16 protein-coding genes and 1 pseudogene are annotated in these 16770 nt (G+C 37.2%); 11 read left to right on the top strand and 6 right to left on the bottom strand.

The features are described from left to right. Positions 1–82: 82 nt before the first annotated feature. A pseudogene (locus BUA71_RS01250) lies at positions 83–751 on the top strand (ATP-binding cassette domain-containing protein). Positions 752–776: 25 nt separating this feature from the next. Here the strand turns inward: BUA71_RS01250 and BUA71_RS01245 are convergent. The 3 genes from BUA71_RS01245 to BUA71_RS01235 all read right to left on the bottom strand — a co-directional run bounded on the left by BUA71_RS01245 (position 777) and on the right by BUA71_RS01235 (position 3334). Then, a complete protein-coding gene (locus BUA71_RS01245; RefSeq protein WP_072875929.1) occupies positions 777–1421 on the bottom strand; it encodes a type ISP restriction/modification enzyme in 645 nt (214 codons plus the stop codon). A gap of 106 nt (positions 1422–1527) precedes the next feature. After that, positions 1528–2247, bottom strand: a complete 720-nt coding sequence (locus tag BUA71_RS01240) for a porin family protein (RefSeq protein ID WP_072875928.1) — start codon at positions 2245–2247, stop codon at positions 1528–1530. 643 nt (positions 2248–2890) lie between these two features. Next, the gene (locus BUA71_RS01235; RefSeq protein ID WP_072875926.1) at positions 2891–3334 is read right to left on the bottom strand and encodes an Hsp20/alpha crystallin family protein; all 444 of its coding nucleotides are present in this window, start codon (positions 3332–3334) and stop codon (positions 2891–2893) included. Positions 3335–3512: 178 nt separating this feature from the next. Here BUA71_RS01235 and BUA71_RS01230 point away from each other — a divergent pair, with 178 nt between their 5' ends. Together BUA71_RS01230 and BUA71_RS01225 are read left to right on the top strand one after the other, a co-directional pair. Continuing rightward, positions 3513–4808 carry a DUF2254 domain-containing protein gene (locus tag BUA71_RS01230; RefSeq protein ID WP_072875924.1) on the top strand — a complete coding sequence of 432 codons (1296 nt, stop codon included), beginning with the start codon at positions 3513–3515 and terminating at the stop codon, positions 4806–4808. 23 nt (positions 4809–4831) lie between these two features. Further along, a complete protein-coding gene (locus BUA71_RS01225; RefSeq protein ID WP_072875922.1) occupies positions 4832–5068 on the top strand; it encodes a DUF1456 family protein in 237 nt (78 codons plus the stop codon). A 193-nt stretch (positions 5069–5261) separates the two neighbouring features. Here the strand turns inward: BUA71_RS01225 and BUA71_RS01220 are convergent, their stop codons facing one another. Next, positions 5262–5750 carry a GNAT family N-acetyltransferase gene (locus tag BUA71_RS01220; protein WP_072875921.1) on the bottom strand — a complete coding sequence of 163 codons (489 nt, stop codon included), beginning with the start codon at positions 5748–5750 and terminating at the stop codon, positions 5262–5264. A 28-nt stretch (positions 5751–5778) separates the two neighbouring features. Here BUA71_RS01220 and ribD point away from each other — a divergent pair, with 28 nt between their 5' ends. The 4 genes from ribD to BUA71_RS01200 are packed head-to-tail and all read left to right on the top strand — an operon-like array spanning position 5779 to position 8939. Next, positions 5779–6819 carry a bifunctional diaminohydroxyphosphoribosylaminopyrimidine deaminase/5-amino-6-(5-phosphoribosylamino)uracil reductase RibD gene (gene ribD, locus BUA71_RS01215; RefSeq protein WP_072875918.1) on the top strand — a complete coding sequence of 347 codons (1041 nt, stop codon included), beginning with the start codon at positions 5779–5781 and terminating at the stop codon, positions 6817–6819. Beyond that, positions 6812–7420: an HAD family hydrolase gene (locus BUA71_RS01210; protein ID WP_072875916.1), complete on the top strand. Its 609-nt coding sequence runs from the start codon at positions 6812–6814 to the stop codon at positions 7418–7420. Before ribD ends, BUA71_RS01210 begins: the two co-directional genes overlap by 8 nt. Beyond that, positions 7417–8289, top strand: a complete 873-nt coding sequence (locus BUA71_RS01205; RefSeq protein ID WP_072875914.1) for an EamA family transporter — start codon at positions 7417–7419, stop codon at positions 8287–8289. The genes BUA71_RS01210 and BUA71_RS01205 overlap by 4 nt, the downstream gene beginning before the upstream one ends. A 38-nt stretch (positions 8290–8327) precedes the next feature. Further along, on the top strand, positions 8328–8939 hold the full coding sequence (locus BUA71_RS01200) for an IMPACT family protein (RefSeq protein ID WP_072875912.1): 612 nt from the start codon (positions 8328–8330) through the stop codon (positions 8937–8939). Positions 8940–9440: 501 nt separating this feature from the next. On the opposite strand, the gene BUA71_RS01195 is transcribed toward BUA71_RS01200, so the two are convergent. After that, complete coding sequence (locus BUA71_RS01195) at positions 9441–10511, bottom strand: hypothetical protein (RefSeq protein WP_072875911.1); 1071 nt, start codon at positions 10509–10511, stop codon at positions 9441–9443. A 96-nt stretch (positions 10512–10607) separates the two neighbouring features. On the opposite strand from BUA71_RS01195, the gene BUA71_RS01190 reads away from it, so the two are divergent. The 4 genes from BUA71_RS01190 to BUA71_RS01175 all read left to right on the top strand — a co-directional run bounded on the left by BUA71_RS01190 (position 10608) and on the right by BUA71_RS01175 (position 16203). Further along, positions 10608–11513, top strand: coding sequence for an ABC transporter ATP-binding protein (locus tag BUA71_RS01190; protein ID WP_072875909.1), 906 nt, complete (start codon positions 10608–10610; stop codon positions 11511–11513). After that, entirely contained in the window at positions 11513–12349 is an 837-nt protein-coding gene (locus BUA71_RS01185; protein WP_072875907.1) for an ABC transporter permease, read from the top strand. Before BUA71_RS01190 ends, BUA71_RS01185 begins: the two co-directional genes overlap by 1 nt. A 243-nt stretch (positions 12350–12592) precedes the next feature. Then, entirely contained in the window at positions 12593–14602 is a 2010-nt protein-coding gene (gene uvrB / locus BUA71_RS01180) for an excinuclease ABC subunit UvrB (protein WP_072875904.1), read from the top strand. Positions 14603–14988: 386 nt separating this feature from the next. Beyond that, positions 14989–16203 carry a hypothetical protein gene (locus BUA71_RS01175; RefSeq protein WP_072875902.1) on the top strand — a complete coding sequence of 405 codons (1215 nt, stop codon included), beginning with the start codon at positions 14989–14991 and terminating at the stop codon, positions 16201–16203. Between the two features lie 96 nt (positions 16204–16299). Here BUA71_RS01175 and BUA71_RS01170 read toward each other — a convergent pair whose 3' ends face one another. Further along, positions 16300–16611, bottom strand: coding sequence for a rhodanese-like domain-containing protein (locus BUA71_RS01170; RefSeq protein ID WP_072875900.1), 312 nt, complete (start codon positions 16609–16611; stop codon positions 16300–16302). Positions 16612–16770: the final 159 nt, after the last annotated feature.

Here is a 16770-nt window from a genome sequence, read left to right as displayed (position 1 = left end):
GTAGTACCGTCCTATTTTCTTTTAGTCTTCTGTTAGACCTCATTCTGCTTATACTCTCCAATCTAATTTACACCCGGTTTTTATGATTTTTGAAATTGATAATATCGAGCTTTATTTTTCTGAAAAACAAATTCTTAACGGAGTTTACTTAAAAGCTGAACCTGGTAAAATCACCGGAATTTTAGGTTCCAATGGCTGCGGAAAAAGCAGCTTGCTCAATATTTTCTTCGGAAGCCTGCAAGCCAGGCATCAATTGATTAGAATAGACAAAAATCCGTTTCTAAAGCCTATGTTTAAAACTGGTTTCGTAAAATATCTACCACAACACAGTTTTATTGCGCCAAAACTCAGACTTAAACAGGTTTTCAATCTATTTAAAATTGACTGGCAGGAATTTCTTCGGAACTTTCCAAAATTCAAAACTTAATTTAACTATAAAATGCGGGATCTTTCTGGCGGGGAACAGCGTGTTATAGAGATTTACGCCTGTTTAAAGACTGAAGCAAATCTTCTATTATTAGATGAACCTTTCTCACACCTTTCCCCGGTTTATATTGAAAAGATTAAAGCACTACTACTTACCGAAAAATTAAATAAAGCTATAATAATCAGCGATCATATGTACCGGCATATTTTAGAAATGAGCGACGAACTATACCTTTTAAAAAATGGAAGCACCCAACTTATTAAAAATAAAAAAGCGCTGGAAGATTACGCTTATTTGCAAGAAGGCACGTTTTCCAACGAATAAATTGAAATACTTTTACAAAAATAATTTACGCCTCTCTCCCATTTCTCAACATCGCGGTTTCGGCTATGTTCACGAGGATTTCCTGAAATTCAAAAATTTCCCCAGATTTTAATTCCTGATTTTTATGCTCCAGTAACCATTCCCCCACCGGAGAATAAGTCTCTAACTGAAATTCCCAGGCAATTTTGGGTACTTTATCAAAATATTGCTTTTCGTTGATCCAAAGCTTTCCGGTATCGATCTCGGTTTCACTCAAGACACCGCCTGGCTCTCCGTTTTCTAATTCCTCATTTAGTTCAAAAACCTCCCGGGTAACCCTATTCTTTCCTGAAATTGGGAAACTAATACTTATCGACTTTTGGTCTTTCGCTTTTGCCCGATTTTCTATTCTTAATGCTTCCCCTTCCCGCACTAAATCCCAAAATAGTTGCTCACTTTCAGGGATGGTAATCTGTTGAAATTTGGATTCTAAAAGTTCATTTTTAAGCTTTGGGTATTCAGCTGAAGCTAAAATTCCGTGAATATAATTAAGAAGGTTTGTTAGCGTAAAAAAAGTTCTAAAGTCATCGCGTACTTCCTCATTTTGGGCAAAGCATACATTCCCTTCGGGAGGAGTTTTTATATAAAATTCTAAACTAAATATTTTACTAATCGCTTCAGCAACATTCATAACACAGCTTTAAATACCCCGTAGTTTACGGCATTATTCCTAAAATAAAAAGCCTTAACTGAAATTTATCAATTAAGGCTTTTTAATATTTTGAAACATCTTTTATTTAAAAATAGCAACTTTGGGCACTTCGCCTACGCCCGGTATTAGACTCGCTATCCCCAATTTTAAAGCTAAGGCTTAACATAATTTGATTTAAGCGAGGATCGTCGAAAGAAATTTGCGTCAAAGAACCTGAACCTCCCACGAATAAGGTGCTATCCATATTATATGTTGTAATCTGTTTTTTAGTTAACATATGTTCATAACGAAGGTCAATTTCAAATCTTTTAAGAAAAGTCCATTTCACCCCAATTTGACCCGCGAGAGGTGTATCCTGAACTACAATAGTAGCATTTGGTTTTCTAGTGCCATCGAAAGATGAATTAATAATGTTATTATATGCTGGTCCCGCGAAAACATCAAAATTGTCCGTTATTTCATAACCAAACAATAATGGAATGTTTAACTTCTCTATAGAATATGTAGATGTATATCCCGGTAATTCATATTCGCTTTCTAACTGATTGAATAATATTTCAGGTCTTACAAAAAACTTATTAAATCTTAATTCAAGAAAAACTCCCGCTTGAAAACCTATGCTAGATTGCCCCTCATAAACCCCAATAGATTTTGGAGGGGTTGAACCCACTTTAGGACTAAAAGCTTCCAATTCTCCTCCCAAAGAATAGTTCCCTCCTGCTTTTACCCCAAAACTATATTCCTGGGCCTGGGCAGCCGAAAAACATAAAACACTTAGTACAATTAGTAAAAAATTTCTATTCATAATGTAGGTATAAAATCACGTTTAATTTGGCCGGTAAATATATTGATTATCTAAAACAATCACCTAAGCTGTTGTTTCTTTTAACGAACAAATTTCTATTTGCGTATAATTATATAAGAGAAAAACTTTTTTCGCAACGGTTTGAAACAGATTTTATATTTCTAATCACTATTGTCCGGTAAAGAAACAAAATTGCTTCGCTGCAAGAAAAAAGAGAAAAGACTAAAGTATAACTAACTGAGAATCCAGCTTTTTTCATAAGTGATATACTTCAATTAACTCTTTTTCGTGAAGATTTTTAATAGCAAGGAGGATAATTATGAAATCGCTTTTGGGCTTTGCTATAAAAGAGAACATGTTAATTGGTTATATTTTTATCGGACATCAATGATTCTAATTTAAGATTAGAAAAAACTGGCTTTAGCCACCAAAACTCAAAAAAACCAGCGAAAACACAAAGTTTTCTTTGTGCATCTTCGTGCTTTTGTACTTAGTGGTAAGAAATTATAGATGAGCTATCTCAACTTTAGATATTCGTGGCTATTTTTTTCAATAAACTCCCTAACTAAAAAACAACAAGTTTCTGCATAAAAAAAGCGCCCATATCCTGGGCGCTCCAACTAATCAAAAAACCAATCTAAACTTATGAAATATCAATCATTCTTTTAGGCTGCACCTTAGCTTCTTCCCGCTTCGGAAGGCTAATTTCCAACACCCCATCCTTATAAGAAGCCGAAATTTTCTCGGTATCTACAGAGTCTGGTAGGCTAAAAGCTCGTTTAAAGCTTGAATAACTAAATTCTTTTCGGGTAAATTTCCCTTCTTTATTTTCAGTTTCTTTTTCCTTTTTTTCTTCCGAAGAAATTGTCAACACATCTTTGTCTAGCTCAATGTTGAAGTTTTCTTTGCTCATTCCTGGTGCGGCAACATCTACGTTAAATCCGTCTTCGGTTTCCTGAATATTTACCGCCGGAATTCGGGTTCCAATACTGTTAACATTAGTAGTTCCTCCTAACCAATCATTTTTAAACATATCGTCAAAACTGGTTGGCAGCCAATTGGCCTCGTTTCTTTTTATTAAACTCATAGCTTTATATTTTAAAATGTTATTTATTATTATTTGAAATATAAATAGCAATTTAAGCGCCAATTACAATATTATGCCTTTTTGACATATTTCACCCTATTTATGATGTCATATTGTCATTTTTAATCCAAGAATAATTGATTTTAGGCATTATTGCTTAACTTTCCCAAAAAACTGAATGAAATACTTTTTCAACCGCATTTTTATTTGGCTCAAAGATTTAAGGAGTAAAATTGCTTTTTATCCCAGTCTCTTTGCAATTTTCGGATTCTTCTTTGCACTTTTCATCATTTATTTAGAAGATCTGGGAGCCTCCAAATATCTCCTCGACGCTGCTCCAATTTTAGTGGTTGACAACGGTAACACCGCCCTAAGTATTTTAACAGCCTGTATCACTGGCCTTATTTCTATGATGGTATTTAGTTTTTCCATGGTAATGGTTTTGCTTAACCAATCGGCTAGCAATTACTCTCCCCGCCTACTCCCGGGACTCATCTCTGATAAAAATCATCAAATAATCCTGGGAATTTACTTAGCTACCATCATTTATTGCATTTTTGTTTCGCAGTCCATTCAGCCGGAAGGTAATTCTTACCAGGTGCCCGGTTTTTCTGTATTAATAGGAATTCTATTTACCGTGCTTTGTCTAAGTGCTTTTATTTATTTTATCCATAATATCTCGCAAAGCATTCAGATAGATAATATTTTAGACCGAATCTACAACCAGGCACGAAAGCGTTTAAATTTCCTGCTGGAGAGCGAAAAAGAGCTTTTCACTATTTTCCCTGAAACTGAAGATTGGACGCAATATTATTCAGAAAAAAGTGGTTATTTTCAGGATTTATCTTCCGATAATATTGCCGGCATTTGTGACGAGTCAGCTACCAGGATAGAGATAATACCAATTAAGGGTAGTTTTATACCCAGGGGAACCCCCATGTTTAAATCTGAAAAAAAGCTGGATGAAGATGCTGTAAACAAGATATTATCTAATTTTAGCCTGGGCCGGGGAGAACTTGTAACTCAAAATTATGTACTGGCATTTAAACAAATTACCGAAGTAATCGTAAAAGCAATGTCCCCGGGGATTAATGATCCCGGTACCGCTCTTAACGCTCTGGATTATTTAACAGAACTACTGGCGCTTAGAATGCGAAAACGCGATGACTCTTATTTTCTGGATGAAGAAGGCAAGAACGTTTTAATTAAAATTAGAAGTGTGAGTTTTGGCGAACTTTGCTACCAGGTATTTGCTCCCATTAGAGCCTACTGTAAGCACGATATTATTATACTTCAAAAAGTAGGATTAATGTTTATTTTTCTGAAGAAACAAAAAACTGCCGATGAGGCTTATCTTAAAGTTATAGACGCAGAAGCACAAAACTTTTTGGAAGATGGAAAGGCGAACATTAAAAACAAGACCGATCTACATACAATTCGTAATATTGCAGAAGAATTAAACATAAAGATCTAAAGCATTAAAATTAAAGATAGAAGATGGCATTAACGAACAACGATATTTTTAAAAAACTAAGGGTAGCCCACAAATTACGCGATGATGATATCGTAAAGATTTGTGCTTTGGTAGATTTTAAAGTTACAAAAAGTGAACTGGGCGCGATTTTTAGGGCCGAGGACCATCCAAAATATATGGAATGTGGCGATCAATTTCTACGCAATTTCCTAAATGGGTTAATAATTCATCTACGAGGCCCCATGCCGAAGAAAAAGTAGGATTCGGTTGTCGGTTGTGAGTTGTGGGTCTGTCATTGCGAATGACGAAGGAGTGCGGCAATCTTAATTTGGTATTCGGTGTTCAATCCTGAATACTGTGACTGCGACTGCCTACTGGCCAACTTGTTACAGTTTTACCGAATAACGAATTAACCAACTACAACATCAACACATTAGCAAATCACCAAATCAACTAATCAACATCTTTTAACATCCACATGGTGCAGCTGTAATGACCGGTGTTTCCAATTGGACTGTCTAAAGATTTAAATCCGGTTTTAGTATATAATCTACGCGCATCTTTCATATAGGGTAGGGTTTCTATATAACATTGCTCAAAACCCTGTTCTTTAGCAAATTGCAAACAGGTATCCATTATTTTCACACCGAGGCCTTTCCCCCGGGCTTCCGGTAAAAAATACATTTTTTGTAATTCGCAAACCTTTTCTTCCAGCCCGGGCAAAGGTGCAATCCCGGCACCACCAATAATTTTTCCCTTTTCTTCTACAACAAAATATTCCTTTCTGTCATCCCTATAAGTATTGTACATATCGTCTAAGGCCACATCTTCATAGGCAGTCCCAACTTTTGGCGCGCCCATTTCCATTAAAACTTCCCGAACCACGCTGGCAACCTGCTGATTGTCTTCTGGTTGAATTTCTCGTATTTTTGGTGTACTCATTCTTATTAAATAATCCTATTTTAGAGGCGTGAAGGTACACGAAAAATATATAAATCGCTGTTTGCAACTGGCCAAAAATGGACTGGGAACCACATATCCCAATCCGTTGGTAGGCAGTGTAATTGTTTATAACGATCGAATAATTGGTGAAGGCTGGCACCACAAGGCCGGAGAACCGCACGCCGAAGTTAATGCGATAAATTCTGTTAAAGATGAGTCATTATTAAAAAAAGCTACTATTTATGTTAGCCTGGAGCCTTGTAGCCATTATGGTAAAACTCCTCCTTGTAGTGACCTTATCGTTTCGAAAGGTATAAAAAGGGTGGTTATAGGAACCATAGATCCCTTTGCGAAAGTTGCAGGACGAGGCATCAAAAAACTTATGGAAGCTGGTTGTGACGTTCAGGTAGGAATTTTAGAAAAGCAGTGTAAAGAACTCAATCAACGCTTTTTTACATTCCACCAGGAAAAACGGCCTTATATTATCCTAAAGTGGGCGCAAACAGCAAACGGCTATATAGCACCAAACGTTCAGGAGAAACGAGAACCGGTTTGGATTAGCAATTCATATTCCAAACAACTGGTACATAAATGGCGCAGTGAAGAGGAAAGCATTTTAGTGGGGACCGCAACGGCAATTGAAGATAACCCCAATCTTAACACCAGGCTTTGGCAGGGCAGCGATCCCGTGCGCGTGGTTATAGACCGCAACTTGAAAATTCCAAAAGAATCGGCTTTATTGGATGGCAGTATTAAAACCATTGTTTTTACTGAAAAAAATAAAGTTTTAGAAAACGAAAAGCTGATTTTTGAACAATTAAATTTTTCAGAAAACCTTCCTGCCCAAATTTGTGAAAAACTTTATCAGCATCAATTACAATCGGTGATTATTGAAGGTGGCGCTAAAACACTGCAGCATTTTATAAACGCAAAGCTTTGGGACGAAGCGCGGATTTTTACAGGTTCAGCTGAATTTAAAAATGGTATAAAAGCCCCAAACTTTTCCGGAAAACTAAAGACTAAAAAAGCTATTTTAAACGACACTCTTAAAACTTATAGAAATGATTAAAACTTTAATATTCGATTTTGGCGATGTTTTCGTAAACCTGGATAAACCGGCTACTTTACGAGAAATGAAAAAGTTTAAAATTGAAGAAATCACTCCAAAAACCCGGGATCTCAACCAGGAGTATGAAAAAGGCTTAATTTCTTCAGAAGAATTCCTTCAGCACTATCAGGAAGAATATAAAGTTTTGGAACAAGCTGATGTCCTAGATTCCTGGAATGCCGTTCTGGTAGATTTTCCAAAATATCGGTTTGAATTTTTAAAGAAACTGGCGAGTGAAAAAAAATATCAACTTATTTTGTTGAGCAACACCAATGAAATTCACATAGATTGGATCAAGGAAAACGTAAGTTTTTTCGATGAATTTAAATCTTATTTCGACGCATTCTACCTGTCGCACGAAATCAATTTTAGAAAACCCGATGCCGAAATTTATGAGTTTGTGCTTAAAAATCACGATTTAAATCCCGAAGAATGTTTATTTATAGACGACACTAAAGAAAACACCGGTGCTGCAGAAGCGCTGGGAATCCACACCTGGAATATTGATCCCACCAAAGAAGATGTAATTGACCTCTTTAGGGCCAAAAAAGAACTGTTTTGACCTTTCTGCTGCTTAGTATCCTCTCCTCCACCATTATTTTTGTAGTATTTAAATACTTTAAAAAGTATGAGGTAAACACCCTGCAGGCTATCATTTTCAATTATTTTATCGCCTGTACTATCGGTTTTTTTGGGTATATAGAAAGCAGTGAGGATATTTTAAGAATTCCATCAGAAAAATGGTTTCCGGGAGCCTTAATACTTGGCTTTTTATTTATCACAGTTTTTAATTTAGCTGCAATTACAACCCAACGCAGTGGTTTATCGGTAGTTTCTGTAGCTACAAAAATGTCCCTGGCGATTCCTGTTTTTTGCGGAATTTTTATTTACAACGAAAGTTTTGGCTTTTTAAAAGCAATAGGTATTTGCCTGGCCCTTCTGGCAGTTTATCTTAGTTCCATAAAGACCAGGGAAGGTTTAAAAATTAAAAAAGAAAACCTCATCTTTCCGCTTCTCGTATTTTTTGGTTCGGGGATTATCGATACCAGCCTTAATTATTTAGAAAACTTTTACGTCTCTGCGGTAGATGTTGGTCTGTTCTCATCCACTATTTTTGCCGTTGCGGGTAGCATTGGAATTTGCATTTTAAGCGCACAGGCTTTCTTCGGAAGATTGAAAATATCCCGAAAAAACCTGCTGGGAGGTCTGGCACTTGGAATTCCCAATTATTTCTCCATTTATTTTTTGGTGATGGCTTTGCGTACCGAAGGCTTTGAAAATTCTGTTATTTTTACACTTAATCATGTAGGAATTGTCGTGGCTTCTACCCTAACCGGAATTGTGCTTTTTAAAGAAATTCTACTGAAGAAAAACTGGCTGGGACTTGCATTGGCGATAATAAGTATTATACTGGTGGCGGGTAGCCAGTAGCCCTATCACGAATACCCCTATGGGTAAAACAAACCAAAATGAAAGACACCTATAAAACAATTACCAAAGCTTCGCCGGAAGCACTTTTTAAAGACCGAAATTCAAAATTCTTTGGATATGCTTTTCCGGTGAAAACCGAGGAAGAGGCAAATTTTCATTTAGAAGAATTAAAAAACAAACATCATAAAGCCCGGCACTGGTGCTTTGCCTGGCAGTTGGGAAAGTCAGATTTTCATTATCGCGTCAATGATGACGGGGAACCCTCAAACTCGGCCGGAATGCCCATTTATGGCCAAATTCAATCCTTTGAAGTCACAAATATCCTCATTGTCGTGGTGCGCTATTTTGGCGGGGTGAAATTAGGGGTTGGCGGACTTATAAATGCTTACAAAACCGCAGCACAGCTAGCTTTAGAAAAAGGCAATATTGTCACTTATACTATAGATGAAGTTTTCGAAATTCATTTTGACTATCCCGAAATGAATATTGTGATGCGCCTTATAAAAGAACACAATTTAAACGTTATCGAACAAAAATTAGCTTTGGATTGTAAAATTTACATCTCGGTAAGAAAAAGTGAAGCTGATGCTATTTTTGAAAAATTTGATACCACTTATAAAGTTGGAATCAAGAATATAACCGGTTTATAGTTGGTATAACTTAGTGGTCCTATAGAATTTTACAGTTGGTAAATAAGTTAATGAACTACAACGAAGCCCAGTTCAACCTAAGAAAATAATGCTAATAAGAGATCATTTTATAGCGGCACAATTTACGTTTCAAAGCAGCGCTTTGAAATCTTTTTGCGCAGTATAAGTTTTGTTTTGCGTTAAAAAATCTTGAAGCTCTGGAAAGATTTTAGCAAAACAAAACTGGTTTTCAGCTATGCTGAAAAATACCTCGGAAAAAGTGCCTTTTCTTTTGTTTCGTTTTCTTTGGACGAGCAAAGAAAATGAAAAAAGGTTGTTTCAAATCTCAGAGGTAAATTACAATTAGTTATGTTGTTTTAATATTTCGTCAATCATGAAAATTTCTGAAATAATTTTCTATCCATAACAGCAATTTTAGTATAACAACCTGTTCCTGATACAATTTATCAGGTAAAACTACTCCATTGGCGATCTCTGGCCCCCAATAAAATTAAACTCGAGTTATGAACTCTCCAGAAGTCGTTTCATATTTACGTTTTCATAATTACGCCTAACAAAATCTAATGCGGTTCGCAATATTTGCCCCATAGTGCTGGCTCGTTTAAACTTCATATCATTCGTATAAATATAAAGTTCTTTTCTTAATTTTTTTACGTTTTTTTGGGTAGAAACATTGTCATTTATCATACAACGCAGCAGTTCTTTATAACGAGGCTTAGTATTTATAATCCTTTTTGCCAGCAGGGAACGTTCTTCTTTTCGATATTGTTCTATGGAAGATTCCTGTAATTTTTCCTGTACTAGCTGTACCATTTTAAGGTTTTCCTTAAAAAACTGCGGTTTGTAAACTTTAAAATTACCTTCAAAACACTGCTGATCGAAATCTATGGCACGAATTTTATATTCTACGTGATCAAAATCATGGGTGGGAATAACTACATAATTATAGGAGCGCATATCTCCCAAAAGCCTAACTGTACAACGTTCATTAAACTTCACAAACTGTTTGGCAATTTGTGTTTGCGCCCTGCTATCACAGGCAGGCAAATGATCTTCAATAAAAACATCTCCCGGTATCCCCGCAATGTGCTCCTCTATAAGTGTGTCTTTATAAACCAAAAAGTTTATTCGGTGTGGAGAAAGCAAGTGTTCAAATTCGAGGCCATAGATTCTGGAGGCATCAGCTTTTTTTACATAAAAATAAGTGAAACTATCATTTAAAATATTCCTTACTTTGACCCTGAAGGGTTTAGAATTCCCAAAAGTGCAGTAGTCTATAGAATCTACGGTTAAAAATTCCAGTGAATCGTCGCTTCCATCTGAATGCATAATATTATAAACCTGTTTTAGGCTTACATCAATTTCTTCGCGTTCAAAATCTGGATAGTAACAGCGTACCCAAAATGTATCCTCATCGTGTTGATCGTAAACCACCACAGAGCCAGAAAATCTTAATAGATCATCGTAAAACACAGGGATCTTGGTATTTCTGTTGTGTTTGGCCAGATATCGGTTAAGACGTTCATTTACGGCAAATGATGGCTTTTTCTTAGACATCAGTTTCTTTTCCATATTTGGGTCTGCTTTTTTTCAAATTTAAGCTTTCTATAGCAAATTCTGTAACATTTATCAAACTTCATCGTCATACACGTACAAAAATTCTTCACTTTGGAAACAATTTTAAGTTTAAAAAACCTCACCAAAAAGTACGGAGCACTTACGGCAGTAGATCAGCTTTCATTTACTATAGAAAAAGGAAACGTTTATGGGATTCTTGGGCCCAACGGTAGCGGTAAATCTACCACCCTGGGCATGGTGCTTAATGTAGTAAATAAAACTTCAGGCAATTTCTCGTGGTTTGACGGAAGTACAGATACCCACGAAGCCTTAAAGAAAGTAGGTGCGATTATAGAGCATCCCAATTTCTATCCTTATATGACCGCAGCGCAAAACCTGGCTCTGGTTTGTAAAATTAAAGCAGTACCAAAAAATAAAATTGATGAGAAACTGGAAATTGTAGGTTTATTAGATAGAAAAGACAGTAAATTCCGCACTTTTTCACTGGGGATGAAACAACGACTTGCCATAGCTTCTGCCCTATTGAACGATCCTAAAATCCTTATTTTAGATGAACCTACCAATGGGTTGGATCCGCAGGGAATTCATCAAATTCGTGAAATTATACGAAAAATTGCCGCCGGTGGCACTACAATCCTGCTTGCGTCCCATTTACTCGACGAAGTGGAAAAAGTATGCTCCCACGTAGTAATTATAAGAAAAGGGAAAAAGCTGTATAGCGGCCCGGTAGATGCGATTAACGCCAGCCACGGCTTTTTTAAACTTCAGGCGGCAGATTTGCAACGCCTGCAACAGTTACTAAAAGAACATCCCGGTATCGATAAGGTTTCAGAAAAAGATGATGTAGTTACAGCTATATTAAAGGAACCAATGGCAGCCGAAACCATTAATGAATATTTATTTGAAAAAGGACTTTCCCTTTCTTACCTGGTGAAACGAAAAGAAAGCCTGGAAGAGCAATTCCTGCAATTAACCAATCAAAATCCTACCGCATAATGCTACGACTTTTAGAAATAGAATACCACAAATTACGCTATAGCCGTTCAGCAAAAATTTTAACGCTTACCTATTTTATTTTAATCACATTTATTGCGTTAATCGCTTCGGTGGAGTTTAATTTTGGAAGTGTCAACTTTCGGGTAGCCGACCAGGGAATTTTCAATTTTCCCTATATCTGGCATTTCAACACCTATATCGCATCCCTGCTTAAATTATTCCTCGCCATTGTGATTGTTTCTATGATGTCTAACGAATACACCAATAGGACCCTGAAGCAAAACCTAATCGACGGACTAAGCAAAAAAGAGTTTATCGCTTCCAAGTTTCTCACAGTCATTGTTTTTTCATTAATTTCTACTGTTTTTCTGTTTATAGTTTCGCTAATCCTGGGGCTTTCTTTTTCAGACTTTACCGAAGCTTCCATCATTTTTTCTGATATGGAATACATGATTGGTTACTTTATAAATCTTACAGGTTTCTTCGCGCTTTGTATGTTTTTAGGTATTCTTATTAAACGTTCGGCTTTTGCGCTTGGTTTCCTATTCATCTGGTGGATTATAGAAAGTATCATTTATGGACTTTTAAAATGGCAGGTTTTTAGGGGAACCAATATTGCCGATCAAATTTCAAGGTTCTTCCCCCTAGAATCTATGGGCAATCTTATTAAAGAACCTTTTACCAGGCTCACCGCTGTACAGGCAGCAGCTACACAAATAGGTTCAAAAATCGATAAGGATTACGGGATTCATTGGGATCAACTGCTTATTGTATTATTATGGACCGCAATTTTTGTATTCTTATCTTATAAATTACTTCAAAAAAGAGATTTGTAAAACTTAATATTTCCGCGATCGGGGAATATCCACCAAGGCATCAAATCACTAAGAAGCTTTAAAAATTTACTTTGTGCCTCATTGTGACTCTGTGTATTAGCGGCTTAATAGATTAACGTAGTGTCCAATATTACAGACTTCAGGCTTTTTGTCTGCTATACTATATATTAAGTGTTAAGGAAAGGTTTCGGGTTCCGTAAGGCAGGATTATTGCTTAATTTTGCAGAGAACAAGGAGAGAAGCATGAAGTTTAGGATAGAATCAGATTACAAACCAACCGGGGACCAGCCAAAAGCTATTGAGGAACTGGTAAGCGGAATCAATAAAAATGAACAGTATCAAACCCTACTCGGGGTTACAGGGTCGGGAAAAACATTTTCTGTGGCCAATGTAATTCAGGAGGTGGAAAAACCAACGCTGGTACTTGCCCATAATAAAACCCTGGCAGCCCAGCTTTATTCAGAATTTAAACAATTTTTCCCCGATAATGCGGTGGAATATTTTGTGAGCTACTATGATTATTATCAGCCGGAAGCTTTTATTCCCACTTCAGGAACTTATATTGAAAAAGACCTTTCTATCAACGAGGAGATTGAAAAATTGAGGCTTAGCACTACTTCTTCGTTATTAAGCGGAAGAAGAGATGTGATTGTAGTTGCCTCGGTTTCCTGCCTTTACGGTATTGGAAACCCGGTAGAATTTCGTAAAAACGTGGTTTCTATTGAAAGAGATATGCAACTGTCCCGAACCAAATTTTTACATCAACTGGTACAGAGTTTATATTCCCGCACCGAAGCAGAATTTACGCACGGAAACTTCCGGATTAAAGGGGACACCGTAGATGTTTTCCCGAGTTATGCCGACAATGCCTTCAGAATTCATTTTTTTGGTGACGAAATTGAAGAAATTGAAGCTTTTGATCCCGGCACCAATGATGTTATCGAGAAATATGAGCGCCTAAATATCTATCCCGCCAATATGTTTGTAACGTCGCCAGATGTGTTGCAAAATGCCATTCACGACATTCAGGACGACCTGGTAAAACAGGTGGATTATTTTCGGGATATTGGGAAACATTTGGAAGCAAAACGCCTGGACGAGCGGACTAACTTTGATTTAGAGATGATTAGAGAATTAGGCTATTGCTCGGGAATTGAGAATTACTCCAGATATTTAGACGGAAGACAACCCGGCACGCGGCCTTTCTGTCTTTTAGATTATTTCCCAGACGATTACCTAATGGTAGTAGATGAAAGTCACGTAACCATTCCGCAGGTTCACGCTATGTACGGTGGCGACCGTTCCAGGAAAGAAACTTTAGTGGAATATGGTTTTAGGCTGCCTGCCGCTATGGACAACCGCCCATTAAAATTTGAAGAATTCGAAGCACTGCAAAACCAGGTGATTTATGTAAGTGCGACCCCGGCAGATTATGAATTACAAAATTCTGAAGGAGTTTATGTGGAACAGGTAATTAGACCTACCGGACTTTTAGACCCTGTTATCGAGGTGCGGCCCAGCCTTAATCAAATAGACGATCTTATTGAAGAAATACAGGCGCGGGTAGAAAAAGACGAGCGAACGCTGGTCACAACCCTTACCAAAAGAATGGCCGAAGAATTGGCGAAATACCTTACCCGAATAAATATTAGGTGCCGTTATATTCACTCAGATGTAGATACTTTAGAACGGGTAGAAATTATGCAAGATCTTCGGAAAGGGATTTTTGATGTGCTTATTGGTGTCAACCTACTTAGGGAAGGCCTGGATCTCCCAGAAGTTTCCCTGGTGGCGGTTATTGATGCCGATAAAGAAGGTTTCCTTAGAAGTAACCGTTCCCTAACTCAAACTATTGGTAGAGCAGCGCGGCACGTAGAAGGAAAAGCGATTCTTTATGCCGACAAAATCACCAACAGTATGCAAAAGACCATCGATGAAACCGAATATAGAAGAACCAAGCAGATAAATTATAATAAGGAGAACAATATTACCCCAACTCCCCTGGTTAAGAAAATTGAAAACAGCACTTTAATCAAAGAAAAACTGGATGTTTATGATGCTGAAAAACCGCTGACCACCGAAGCTGCCGAAGCCGAAGTGGCTTATATGAGTAAACCCGATTTAGAGAAGCGGATAAGGGCCAGGCGCAAAGAAATGGAAAAAGCGGCTAAAGACCTGGATTTTATGGAAGCAGCAAAATTGCGGGATGAAATAAAAATGCTTCAGAATAAAGTAAAAGAAGCCCAGGTTTAGGCTAATTCTCAATAAGAAAAACCAGGTTAAATGACTAGACCTCACAGTTTCAGAAACCTGCGAGGTCTCTTTTGAGTTAAAAGAAAACAGAGGGAAATCCCGTTATTTTTTATTTTTTCCGAAGAAAATAAGCGCAAAAACTAACTTTAACTTTATAACCCCGATTATTTGTGAATAATTCGGGATAAAGTACAGTTAACCGAATTAGAGCCTGTTTAAAGTCAATTCAAACTGATTTTCAAGAGTTTGTTGTTCTGGCTAAGTATAAAAATTGTTGAATATCTGGATATTCAACAATTTTTAGACAACGCCATGGTTCACAAAACATTGGAAATCAGAAAGGAGTCAGTTTAAACAAGCTCTTACAACAATTAAGCTTTTTCAGGATGAGGGCGTTTATAATTTTCCTACTACTTTTTCCAACCGGTATGTTTAGTCAGGTGGGAATTGGTACTACCAATCCCGGGGCTCAACTGGACATTGTGGCTACTAATGAGGGTAATCCGGCGAATATTGACGGAATTCTTATTCCGAGGATAACAAAATTCCCGGCGCAAAATCCTGGGTTGGCGCAACACGGGATGTTAGTATTTCTAAGCGAAAATTATAATAATTCTCCTACCGGATTCTATTATTGGCACCAACAGGAAAATCAATGGAAATCTATCGTCTCAGATGCTAAAGCCAGTAATTTTTATAAAATTGGTACTACCGAAAGTCCCGGGAATATAACAGATGATATCTTCAGAAATGGAAATATAGGCATTGGGACTGAAGCACTGGAGAGTAAACTTCAAATTGCGATTAATCCCGGTGATCCCAAAGACATTAAAAAGGGTTTGGAAATAGACAACAACAATCCTGAAAAGACAAAGAATACCTACGGAATGGAAATTACTAACCGTAGTAAAACCGATGCGGTAAAATATGGTATTAAACTAAGTGTTTCAACTGATGGTGAAGCCGAACGCTATGGTATTTACAACGTAACCAACAAAGCCTCAGGTAGCAGGGATATGTATGGGATTTACAATCGGGTAGGCCGAACAGAAGGAGCCAATAGCGATAACTACGGTATTTTCACCGAGATAGGAACAAATACAGGTAGAGGACATATCTACGGGATTTACGCTCGCGCGGAAGGTAATCCCAGCTCAAGGGTATTTGCCGGTTATTTTGAAGGTCCTGTGGGAATAGGGAAATCTAAGGCTGAGGAATACACCCTACCAGATTCCCGCGGAAAAGAAGGTGATATTTTGGTAAGCGACGACCAGGGCAACGTAAGCTGGAAAGCCAATCACACCAGGAATTATGTGAGTACAGGAAATCAAACTGGAAATTATATTATTGGTCCCGAAGTTTACTATTTACGAATCACGAATAATGCATCATCTATCACAATTCCAGATGCTTCCAACTTTAAAGGTCGGGAAATAGTTTTAATAGGGATGGGTAGTAGTAGCACTTCTTTTAATTTCTTAAATGGAGATACCCTGGATGATATTCAGAATAACACCAATATAACAAGTATAGCTAATGGAGAAATTTTAACCATCTTAAGTATTGGAACTCGTTGGTTACTACTTGACAGAAGGCAGTAACGCCGTTCAGTTGGCAGTTTCAGTTAACAGGGACTGTCGGTAAATTTGCCCACTGTTTACTGAGACTGCTTACTACAAACTGAGACCGCCAACCGTTTACTGTTTCTTCTCTCCTTTCCATTCCATAAATCCGCCTTCCAAATTATAAGTATTGGCGGCTCCCATTTGATCTAAAATAGTACAGGCCTGGGCACTGCGTTTTCCAGAGCGGCAATAAACATAATAGTTTTTATCCTTATCCATTTTTTCTACTTCTCCCATAAACTCCTGTGACTTATAAATATCCAGATTTTTAGCATCTGGGATGTAGCCTTCTGCAACTTCCTCTTCGGTTCGAACATCTAAAAGCACCGCATTATCATCTTTTTCCAGCTGCTCTTTCCACTCTTGTTGATTTAGTTCTTTCATAAGTTTATATTTAGTTTTAGCACTAAAGCTATATTCATTTGAAAATTTAAAAAAGTAAATATATTGAAAGTTTTAAAAAAGCAGCTTTTATAACGCCGGGGATTTAAAAAATGATGAGTTTTAGAATAAAAACCTGGGCAAAAAGTCTTTAGCATTTAT

Origin of the sequence: Salegentibacter echinorum (assembly GCF_900129445.1) — a bacterium.
Lineage (GTDB): Bacteria > Bacteroidota > Bacteroidia > Flavobacteriales > Flavobacteriaceae > Salegentibacter > Salegentibacter echinorum.
Note: the sequence above shows the minus strand (reverse complement) of the source record. Positions and strands in the feature narration are given on the sequence as shown.

Coding starts and splice junctions, on each gene's coding strand:
- BUA71_RS01245 (WP_072875929.1), bottom strand. CDS start 1,421: ATGAATGTTGCTGAAGCGATTAGTAAAATATTTAGTTTAGAATTTTAT.
- BUA71_RS01240 (WP_072875928.1), bottom strand. CDS start 2,247: ATGAATAGAAATTTTTTACTAATTGTACTAAGTGTTTTATGTTTTTCG.
- BUA71_RS01235 (WP_072875926.1), bottom strand. CDS start 3,334: ATGAGTTTAATAAAAAGAAACGAGGCCAATTGGCTGCCAACCAGTTTT.
- BUA71_RS01230 (WP_072875924.1), top strand. CDS start 3,513: ATGAAATACTTTTTCAACCGCATTTTTATTTGGCTCAAAGATTTAAGG.
- BUA71_RS01225 (WP_072875922.1), top strand. CDS start 4,832: ATGGCATTAACGAACAACGATATTTTTAAAAAACTAAGGGTAGCCCAC.
- BUA71_RS01220 (WP_072875921.1), bottom strand. CDS start 5,750: ATGAGTACACCAAAAATACGAGAAATTCAACCAGAAGACAATCAGCAG.
- BUA71_RS01210 (WP_072875916.1), top strand. CDS start 6,812: ATGATTAAAACTTTAATATTCGATTTTGGCGATGTTTTCGTAAACCTG.
- BUA71_RS01200 (WP_072875912.1), top strand. CDS start 8,328: ATGAAAGACACCTATAAAACAATTACCAAAGCTTCGCCGGAAGCACTT.
- BUA71_RS01195 (WP_072875911.1), bottom strand. CDS start 10,511: ATGGAAAAGAAACTGATGTCTAAGAAAAAGCCATCATTTGCCGTAAAT.
- BUA71_RS01185 (WP_072875907.1), top strand. CDS start 11,513: ATGCTACGACTTTTAGAAATAGAATACCACAAATTACGCTATAGCCGT.
- uvrB (WP_072875904.1), top strand. CDS start 12,593: ATGAAGTTTAGGATAGAATCAGATTACAAACCAACCGGGGACCAGCCA.
- BUA71_RS01175 (WP_072875902.1), top strand. CDS start 14,989: ATGAGGGCGTTTATAATTTTCCTACTACTTTTTCCAACCGGTATGTTT.
- BUA71_RS01170 (WP_072875900.1), bottom strand. CDS start 16,611: ATGAAAGAACTAAATCAACAAGAGTGGAAAGAGCAGCTGGAAAAAGAT.